This is a genomic window from Bacillus cereus group sp. BfR-BA-01408, from assembly GCF_022663305.1.
Lineage (GTDB): Bacteria > Bacillota > Bacilli > Bacillales > Bacillaceae_G > Bacillus_A > Bacillus_A pacificus.
The window spans coordinates 1-8,906 of sequence record NZ_JAKUFF010000121.1; the positions used below are offsets into that span (position 1 = coordinate 1).

An 8,906-nucleotide genomic window follows, 5' to 3' on the forward strand; every position below is an offset into this window, starting at 1 on the left:
TTAGCGCTTCTCAATCGCCACAATAAATGGCGGGTTATTTTGTTGGTTAATGAAGCCGTAGCGCAGTACGTGTGCTTGTTTTTGGTCTAATTCTTCGGCAAATTTGAGAACAGCGTCGCGTTCTACTTGTCCTTCTGGATGTCCGTGGTAAATAACAAGGACGATGATTCCTTCAGGTGCAATTACTTCTAGTAATTGTTCGATCGCTGAAATTGTTGAGTTCGGTTTTGTAACGATATGCTTGTCTCCGCCTGGAAGATAACCTAAGTTGAAAATTGCGCCTGTTACTTTTCCTTTTGCATCTTCTGGTAGTACGGATAGAAGTGTATCGTGACTATCGTGAACTAAAACAGTGCGTTCGAAAAGTTCTTTTTCTTTTAGACGAGTTGTTGAGCTTTCAATTGCCTCTTTTTGAATATCAAATCCAAATACTTTTCCGTTATCTCCAACGATTTCAGCTAGGAAGCAAGTGTCATATCCGTTTCCTAAAGTTGCATCTACAGCATAATCGCCTTCTTTTACTGCCGTTTGCAAGAGAGTGCGAGCAAACGGTAATACACGTTCTAATTTCATTTTTGTTTCTCCTCATTTGCATATTTTCCTTGCCAGCTTCCGCGGCGTACAAATTCTGCATCGATGGAATTTAATACTTCCCATTTATTTAAGCTCCACATTGGACCAATCATTAAATCAGGTGGACCGTCACCTGTGATACGGTGCACAATTATGTCTTCTGGAATCATTTCAAGCTGGTCAACAACGAGACTTACGTAATCTTTAAGAGAAAGGAATTCTAGTTGTCCTTTTTCATATTGCTTCACCATTGGCGTTCCTTTTAATAAATGAAGTAAATGAATTTTAATTCCTTGTACATCAAGCTTCGCTACTTCACGAGCTGTTTCCATCATCATGTCGTAATCTTCAAGAGGAAGACCGTTAATAATATGAGAACAAACTCGAATGCCGTGCTTACGCAATTTATTTACGCCTTCAACGTAAGAAGGATAATCGTGAGCACGATTAATAAGATTTGCAGTACGTTCATGAACAGTTTGTAATCCGAGTTCAACCCAAAGATATGTGCGTTTATTTAAGTCCGCTAAATATTCAACAACATCGTCTGGTAAACAATCTGGACGAGTTGCGATAGAAAGACCGACAACGTCTTTTTCAGCTAGAAGCGGTTCGAATTTTTCTTTTAATACGTCAAGTGGTGCATGTGTATTTGTGTAAGCCTGAAAATAAGCGATACATTTTCCATCTTTCCACTTTGAGCGCATTTTTTCTTTCATTTCATGATATTGCGTTATAACATCATCGCGGCGATCGCCAGCGAAGTCACCAGATCCAGCAGCACTGCAAAATGTACAACCGCCATAAGCAACTGTACCGTCACGGTTCGGACAATCGAAGCCAGCATCTAATGAAACTTTAAAGATTTTTTCACCAAATTCATTTCGTAAATGGTAATTCCACGTATGATAACGTTTATTGTCGTTTGTATATGGAAAAGGGTTTTGAACCTTCATTACTTTCCCTCCTAAGCCGAGTCAAAATGAAACAAAATCCATTATAACATACTCATAAGGTTCATATGGAAGGGACACACTAAAGGGGAATTGAAGCAAGGAGGGACAATTATGGCAGAGCGTCAATCACTTGAATCGTATATTACACAAGCGGAACAAGCGGTGGAATATGCGAAAGAACAACTAAATCTTGGTATGAGACAAGAGCATTATAATACGATGGAGTATTCGGATGCGCAGTTACAATTAGAACAAGCATATAACGATTTACAAACGATGCAACAACATGCAAATGATGAGCAACGTGAGCAATTAAATAGAGCACGTATGGCAATTCGCCAATTGCAACATCAAATGATTATTACACCGCACTAATAAGGAGTGAATGTAATGGCGAAACGTTCAGATCAAAATAATCCAGAACAAAAAACGCAAAATGGACATAACGCTGAGTTTTCAAATGAACTTGATCCAGTTGTTCAAGTGAAACAGCGCAACAGTAAAAAAGGACAACCTCAAAAATCGAAACAATCAGAGTAAACCAGGTCGCAATATGACCTGGTTTTATTTTGCTATATGACAATAATGTAAGATTTCTGTAAGGTTTGTCGATAGTTGTAAGACTACATTTCCAGTAGAGTAGGGGAGGATTAAATTTTGGACAAGGAGTTGCTATATGGGGAACAATATGACAAACAAACGAATTGATGAGTTAGATTACATTCGTGGCTTCGCATTACTGGGGATTATTTTAGTAAATATTCTTGCACTACTTAACATTAAAATTCCAGATCCTAATACAGTGGATGCTAGCTATCAAAGGTTTTTATACTTGTTTGTAGAAGGTCGTTTTTTCTCAATCTTCTCATTCTTATTTGGAGTGGGATTCTATATCTTTATCTCTAGAGCAATTGCAAAGGGCAAAAACGGATATGTTTTATTTTTACGCCGCTTAGTTGCACTATTCATTTTCGGTTTGATTCATCAAATGTTTCAACCCGGAGAGGCATTAGCGTTATATGCAATTTGCGGATTAATCGTTTTACCGTTTTATAAAGCGAAAAAAGAAGTGAACCTAGTACTAGGGCTTATTTTGACAATTACCTTCAGTATAATGGGAGCGAAAGAATTTTTACCGCTAGGTCTAATTTTATTAGGGCTTGCTGCAGGACAATATCGTGTATTTGAAAATCTTGCGCAAAATATAAAGAAAGTCGCTATTTTTACAGGTATTATGTTTGTTTTAAGTGTCATAGCTGTATGGTATCAATATGGGCACGTTCCTGCTGAACCATTTATAAATGGGATAATGGAAACTGAAGATGGAACAATGGATGCTGCAAGCCAATTTTTAAAAATAGGTATTACTGTTGGACCAATTATTTCAGCTTTCTATGTTGGAGCATTAATTTTATTACTTCAATTAAAACCAGTTCAAACATTGTTAGCGCCACTGAAATATTATGGTCGTATGGCTTTAACGAATTATATTGGACAAACTGCAATGATTTTAATCGCAGGAAGTGTATTTAACTTTGCAGGTAACTTAACGTACATGCAGACGTTATACGTATGCATTGCAATTTATGCAATTCAAATTGTGTTTAGTGTGATTTGGATGAAAATCTTTAAAATGGGTCCATTAGAATGGATTTGGCGTGTTATTACGTACTGGACGGTAACACCTTTAAAGAAATAAAGTGGGATAAAGAGAGAAGTGGGCTGTTCCTTTTGTGGAACAGCTCATTTTTATTGTCAGCTTTTGTCGATAAGTCGATATATTAAAAAAATCGCTGATAAAAGTAGGAGAATCGTCGATATATTTGAAAAATCGCCGATATAATTTCATTTATCGATTCAATATGTCACTAGTATTAATAGCCAAGCTTACAAGTACACCTTTGTTATATTACAAAAGTGTAAGGTAATTGTAATGTTAACAAATAGCAGTTCATCTCCAAAAGGCGCAAAATAGGTAATGGAAAAACAAGCGTAGGAGGATATATATGACGAAACCAGTTGTAGACGTGAAAAACGTTCAAAAAGTGTACGGTAAAAAAGGTGAGAATCAATCACATGCATTAAAAGGTGTATCATTCTCAATTCAAGAGGGTGAGTTTGTTGGGATTATGGGACCATCTGGTTCTGGTAAAACGACATTATTAAATGTAATTTCAACGCTAGATAAAGCAACGGGCGGCGTTGTTGAAATTGCAGGAACGGATATTACACAAATGAAGCAAGGTGAGCTTTCAGATTTCCGTTCACAAAAATTAGGATTCATCTTCCAAGACTTTAACTTATTAGAGAACTTATCTATTTACGAAAACATTGCACTTCCACTTTCTCTTCAAGGTGTCTCGTCGCGAAATATTGGGCCAAAAGTAGAAAAGGTAGCAGATATGTTAGGCATTTCAGCAATTCTTCAAAAGTATCCATCTGAAGTATCTGGTGGACAGAAACAACGTTCAGCAGCGGCGCGTGCATTAGTGCATGAACCTGCAATTATTTTAGGGGACGAGCCAACAGGAGCGCTTGATTCTAAAAATGCAACGAGTTTACTTGATGCGATGACAAACTTAAATAAAGATCAAGGTGTATCGATTATGATGGTTACACATGATCCGTACAGTGCAAGTTACTGTCAGCGTATTTTATTCATTCAAGATGGTGAGCTATATAAAGAAATTCACCGCGGTAGTACACGTGAAGAATTTTATAAAGAGATTTTAGATGTGCTTGCAGACTTAGGCACACAAAAAGCGTAAGAAAGGAGGCTCCAGTATGTTATTTAAACTTTCCATGTCAGGACTGAAAAGTAAGCTGAAAGATTACATCGTCTTACTTGTCGGCCTTGTCATGTCGATTTCAATTTTTTATATGTTTCAAACGTTAGCTCTAAATAAAGCGTTTATTGAATCTAACTCAGTTATTCAATCAATTGGATTTGTATTCCAGGCAGGTTCATTTTTACTTGCTATTATAACGTTCTTCTATATTTTATATGCGAACTCTTTCTTATTATCTCTTCGTCAAAAAGAGTTTGGTATGTATATGATGTTAGGAGCAAAAAAGCATAAAGTTACATTACTTATGTTTATCGAAACGATCGTATTAGGCGCTGCATCTCTTGCGATTGGTATTACAGTAGGTGTAGGACTTGCAGAAGGTATCGGTCAGTTATTAATGAAACAATTAGAATTTGCAGGTGAAGGTTATAAAGCATTTTATCTGCCATCTATGACTGTTACTTGTATCTTCTTCTTTGCACTATTTGTATTGTCAGCAATTATGAATAGTATTAAGTTATCACGTATTTCTGTATTGCAACTTGTACATGCAGATGCACAAACAGAACGTGTTGCAGTAAAAGGGAAAATGACAGGTGTAGTTGCATTCCTTGCGGTTATTTTATTAGGAATTGGCTATGCATCAATGATTTACATGGAAAAACTAAGAGAAATGGGAATCCTTATTGCATTAATTACAACAACAGCTGGTACTTACATGCTATTTGGCTCACTTCTTCCAGTCATTATTAAAAAGTTAAAAAGTAATAAAAAGCGTAGTGAAAAGGGACTTAACGCTTTTACATTTGCACAATTAAACTTCCGTATTAATAGTTTAACAAAGGTACTTGCAACAGTAGCAATGTTAGTTGCTCTTGGAGCCGGTGCAATTTCAGGTGGTATGGCATTTAAAAATAACGTTATAAAAACGGTTGATGGATTTGAAATTTATGATTCGATTATTCATAATCCTACAGCTGAAGAGAAGAAAATTTTAGATGGTATATCATTTAAAAATAAAACTGAGTATCGTTATAAAGTAGACGACAAATATATTTATTATGTAAAAGAAGATTTAGAGAAACATAAACCATTCATTCGAGATGGTGTAGGGAAGGAAAGTTTCGGTAAATATAAAGAAGTTTCAGGAGAAGCTCCAGTAGGTACAGTAGCAGGAGCAGTGCAAGATCAAAATGAAAAAGCAATGCCTGAAGAATGGGAAGAGGTATTTAGAACAATTCAACCATACTATATATACAAAGATCATGCCGTTAAAATTGTAGATCAAAAAATGTACGATACTGTAAACGGTAAAGAAGGAATTGTATTTACTGGAAAAACAGATGATTTCGTAGCATACACAAAAGAATGGAAAAAACTTGACGAGTTGCAGCTAGATAAATATAAAAATGTAAAAGCTGAACAAATGAATAGTAAATATCAAATGTATGACATGTTCTATGGTCTTGCGAGCGGGACAGTATTTATGGGATTCTTCCTTGGAATTGCGTTCTTAGCAATGATGGCAAGCTGCCTAATGTTTAAAATTCTTTCTGGTGCATCAAAAGATATTACACGTTATCAAATGCTTCGTAAAATCGGTGTGCGCCGTGAATTATTAACAAAATCCATTTATAAAGAGTTATTCTTAGTCTTCCTATTCCCAGCGATTGTAGGTATCGCTCACGTATTAGTTGGTATGAATATTTTCGGATTTATTTTAGTTGATCCGTACTTCCGTATTTGGGTACCAATCGTAATTTTCGTAGTTATTTATGCGATTTATTACTTCATTACAGTTCAATTGTATAAAGGAATTGTTCTTCCGAAAGAAGATTAATAATAAAAACCGAGCAAAAACGCTCGGTTTTTATTATTTTCAGAAAAAACACTTCAATGTTACTGAAATGTATAATATAATGTAAATAAGTAACGTAATATAAAAGTAGAAGCAACTGGATAAGGAAAGGAGGAATCCGATCTGTAGAAAGAGGCTGAACTTATATCCCCTATTATTCCTACCCCTACTGTATTTGCACAATTATAAATTTCAAAACCTAAAAGTATATTGTAAAAATAATGGATAATACATGGAAATCTCATAGCGTGATAAGGTAAAATGGACAACATGATGAGAAAATTACCGTTCATAAGATGAGGAGAATACATGTATGGAAGTTGTAGAGGCATTAAAAGATATAAGCCAAATTGAGGCTATGAAAAAGTATTTAAAAGAGCACTCTCAGCGAGATTATCTTTTATTTGTTATTGGAATTAACACAGGATTAAAGATTACTGAGCTACTTAGTATGAAATTTGAAGAGATATTAAATGAAGATGGAACTGTTAAAGAGTTTTATTCTCTTCCTGTGAAAGATGAAAAGTTTAAACAAGATATTTATTTAAATACAAAAGTAAAAGAAGCACTTTTAGAGTACGTACAATCTATTGATGTGAAAAGAGAAAACTACGTATTTCAATCTAATAAAACGAAAAATTCAATTACGCGTCAACAAGCGTATCGTGTAATTCATAATGCTGCTGAAGCGGTTGGGATTGTTGGAAAAATTGGAACGAACTCAATGAGAAAAACATTTGGATTTCACGCGTACAAAAGGGGAATAGCAATTGCGCTATTGCAAAAGCATTTCCATCACGCGACACCTTCAGAGACATTAAAGTATTTGGGAATCTCAAAAGATGAAGAATTTAAAACAGAGATTGATGTAGATTTGTAAAAGCCGTAACTAAAAACTTTAGGAGGCGGAAATTATGAATATTAGAGAGAGTGAATTACCGGGCATTGGATGTAAATTTGAAGTTATAACAAAAGGTAATGAAAAAATGGTTATCGTTATTCATGATGATGGCCGAAGAGAAATGTATCATTTTGATGCGGATCATGATGAGAGTATTTCAAGCATTTCTCTTCGTGATTCTGAAGCGAGACAAATTGCGGCTATATTAGGCGGAATGGTATATAGACCACAAGCGTTAGACACGATTGAGATGGCTTTTGAAGGATTATCAATTGAATGGTTTAAGGTGGAGAATCATGCACCAGTCGTACAAAAAACAATTGGTAGCTTACATGTCAGAAAAACATATAACGTAACGATTATTGCTATTTTAAAAAAGAATATGAAGAAATTCTTTAATCCAGGTCCAGACTCTATTATTGAAGCTGGCGATATGCTCGTGTTATCGGGTGAAAGACATGAAGTGAAAAGAATTATTAATGAATTGCTTTCATCAGGAGGTGATTCATAATCGATGGATACTTTAATCTTTGAAGTTGGAACTGCGTTAGTATTAGTAGCTTTTGCAGCTATCCTCGCTGCGAAGTTAAAGTTCTCGATTATTCCGTTTCTCATTATACTCGGTATGTTAGTGGGGCCTCATGCCCCCGATTTAGGACTTATCGATTTAAGGTTTATTGAAAGCGGAGAAGTTATTTCCTTCCTCGGCCGTGTTGGCGTCATATTCCTCCTATTCTATTTAGGCTTAGAATTCTCAATAAAAAAATTAATTAAATCAGGAAAATCAATTGCTTTCGGTGGGACTGTCCACATATCACTTAATTTCATATTAGGTTTGCTTTATGGCTATGTGATGGGCTTCCCCTTATTAGAGACGTTAATTATTGCTGGAATCATTACAATTTCATCGAGTGCAATTGTTGCAAAAGTAATTGTTGATTTAAGAAGATCTGGTAATAAAGAGACTGAATTAATATTAGGAATCATCATGTTTGATGATATTTTTTTAGCTGTATATTTATCGGTCGTTTCAGGGTTAGTACTCGGTGGTGCCACATCATTTGTAGGTGCTCTTACATCGGTGTTAATCGCAGTAGGGTATATGCTACTATTCTTTGTAATCGCTAGAAAAGCTACGCCGTTTTTAAATAAAATATTAGATATTTCCTCAAATGAAATTTTTATTATCGTAATATTCGCTATTTTATTCTTCGTAGCAGGATTTTCAGAAACGATTCATGTCGCTGAGGCAATTGGAGCGTTATTGTTAGGACTCGTCTTTTCTGAAACAGAGCATAGCGATCGAATTGAGAAGCTTGTCGTCCCATTCCGTGATTTCTTTGGAGCCATATTCTTTTTCAGCTTCGGTTTAAGCATAGATCCGTTTTCGCTTGGAGGAGCAGTCTGGTTGGCATTAGGAGCAGTTTTCATTACTCTAATCGGCAATTTTACTGCTGGAATGATTGCAGGACGTAAAGCCGGGTTATCCCATAAGGCTTCTACGAATATAGGTTTAACACTAGTGTCACGCGGGGAATTTTCTATTATTGTAGCGAATATCGGCATTGCCGGTGGCTTAATGGCAGCGATTAAACCGTTCTCTGCTTTATATGTTTTAATATTGGCATCGTTAGGACCGTTAGTAACGAAAGAGTCTGGGAGAATATACTCGCTACTAGATAAGGTGTTTAAATGGAGTGCGAAAGAACGTGCAAAGCGAGAAAAGGAAGTTGGATAGTATAAAGAGGCTGCATGAACTTCATGTAGCCTCTTTATATAGTGTTGCTGTTGTCGTTTTTTGTCGGTAAGTCGATATATTTTAATAATCG

Annotated in this window: 10 protein-coding genes; 8 read left to right on the plus strand and 2 right to left on the minus strand. The window is 35.7% G+C overall.

Features of this window, described 5'->3' with window-relative positions; translation table 11 throughout:
- Complete coding sequence (gene mnmM / locus MR083_RS25420; RefSeq protein ID WP_000764501.1) at positions 1–573, minus strand: tRNA 5-(aminomethyl)-2-thiouridylate-methyltransferase MnmM; 573 nt, start codon at positions 571–573, stop codon at positions 1–3.
- Positions 570–1,529 (minus strand): tRNA modification radical SAM protein MnmL/YtqA, encoded by a 960-nt coding sequence (gene mnmL / locus MR083_RS25425; protein WP_139869803.1) that lies wholly within the window; start codon positions 1,527–1,529, stop codon positions 570–572. Before mnmL ends, mnmM begins: the two co-directional genes overlap by 4 nt.
- Positions 1,530–1,640: 111 nt before the next feature.
- On the opposite strand from mnmL, the gene MR083_RS25430 reads away from it, so the two are divergent.
- From MR083_RS25430 to MR083_RS25465, 8 genes are all read left to right on the plus strand, one after another.
- A complete protein-coding gene (locus tag MR083_RS25430; protein WP_000840873.1) occupies positions 1,641–1,904 on the plus strand; it encodes a YtzC family protein in 264 nt (87 codons plus the stop codon).
- Between the two features lie 15 nt (positions 1,905–1,919).
- A complete protein-coding gene (locus MR083_RS25435; RefSeq protein ID WP_001129344.1) occupies positions 1,920–2,069 on the plus strand; it encodes a hypothetical protein in 150 nt (49 codons plus the stop codon).
- Positions 2,070–2,205: 136 nt separating this feature from the next.
- Complete coding sequence (locus tag MR083_RS25440) at positions 2,206–3,228, plus strand: DUF418 domain-containing protein (RefSeq protein WP_242270030.1); 1,023 nt, start codon at positions 2,206–2,208, stop codon at positions 3,226–3,228.
- Between the two features lie 307 nt (positions 3,229–3,535).
- On the plus strand, positions 3,536–4,297 hold the full coding sequence (locus MR083_RS25445; protein ID WP_242270031.1) for an ABC transporter ATP-binding protein: 762 nt from the start codon (positions 3,536–3,538) through the stop codon (positions 4,295–4,297).
- A 16-nt stretch (positions 4,298–4,313) separates the two neighbouring features.
- Positions 4,314–6,158, plus strand: a complete 1,845-nt coding sequence (locus tag MR083_RS25450; protein WP_242270032.1) for an FtsX-like permease family protein — start codon at positions 4,314–4,316, stop codon at positions 6,156–6,158.
- Positions 6,159–6,489: 331 nt separating this feature from the next.
- Positions 6,490–7,056: a tyrosine-type recombinase/integrase gene (locus MR083_RS25455; protein ID WP_000454214.1), complete on the plus strand. Its 567-nt coding sequence runs from the start codon at positions 6,490–6,492 to the stop codon at positions 7,054–7,056.
- Between the two features lie 34 nt (positions 7,057–7,090).
- On the plus strand, positions 7,091–7,588 hold the full coding sequence (locus MR083_RS25460; protein WP_001026046.1) for a cation:proton antiporter regulatory subunit: 498 nt from the start codon (positions 7,091–7,093) through the stop codon (positions 7,586–7,588).
- 3 nt (positions 7,589–7,591) lie between these two features.
- Positions 7,592–8,815 (plus strand): cation:proton antiporter, encoded by a 1,224-nt coding sequence (locus MR083_RS25465; RefSeq protein ID WP_016718713.1) that lies wholly within the window; start codon positions 7,592–7,594, stop codon positions 8,813–8,815.
- Positions 8,816–8,906: the final 91 nt, after the last annotated feature.

What these genes read in the sequence shown, in the direction of transcription:
- MR083_RS25460 (WP_001026046.1), top strand. Translation starts at nt 7,091, where the DNA reads ATGAATATTAGAGAGAGTGAATTACCGGGCATTGGATGTAAATTTGAA.
- MR083_RS25430 (WP_000840873.1), top strand. Translation starts at nt 1,641, where the DNA reads ATGGCAGAGCGTCAATCACTTGAATCGTATATTACACAAGCGGAACAA.
- MR083_RS25435 (WP_001129344.1), top strand. Translation starts at nt 1,920, where the DNA reads ATGGCGAAACGTTCAGATCAAAATAATCCAGAACAAAAAACGCAAAAT.
- MR083_RS25465 (WP_016718713.1), top strand. Translation starts at nt 7,592, where the DNA reads ATGGATACTTTAATCTTTGAAGTTGGAACTGCGTTAGTATTAGTAGCT.
- mnmL (WP_139869803.1), bottom strand. Translation starts at nt 1,529, where the DNA reads ATGAAGGTTCAAAACCCTTTTCCATATACAAACGACAATAAACGTTAT.
- MR083_RS25445 (WP_242270031.1), top strand. Translation starts at nt 3,536, where the DNA reads ATGACGAAACCAGTTGTAGACGTGAAAAACGTTCAAAAAGTGTACGGT.
- MR083_RS25455 (WP_000454214.1), top strand. Translation starts at nt 6,490, where the DNA reads ATGGAAGTTGTAGAGGCATTAAAAGATATAAGCCAAATTGAGGCTATG.
- MR083_RS25450 (WP_242270032.1), top strand. Translation starts at nt 4,314, where the DNA reads ATGTTATTTAAACTTTCCATGTCAGGACTGAAAAGTAAGCTGAAAGAT.
- mnmM (WP_000764501.1), bottom strand. Translation starts at nt 573, where the DNA reads ATGAAATTAGAACGTGTATTACCGTTTGCTCGCACTCTCTTGCAAACG.
- MR083_RS25440 (WP_242270030.1), top strand. Translation starts at nt 2,206, where the DNA reads ATGGGGAACAATATGACAAACAAACGAATTGATGAGTTAGATTACATT.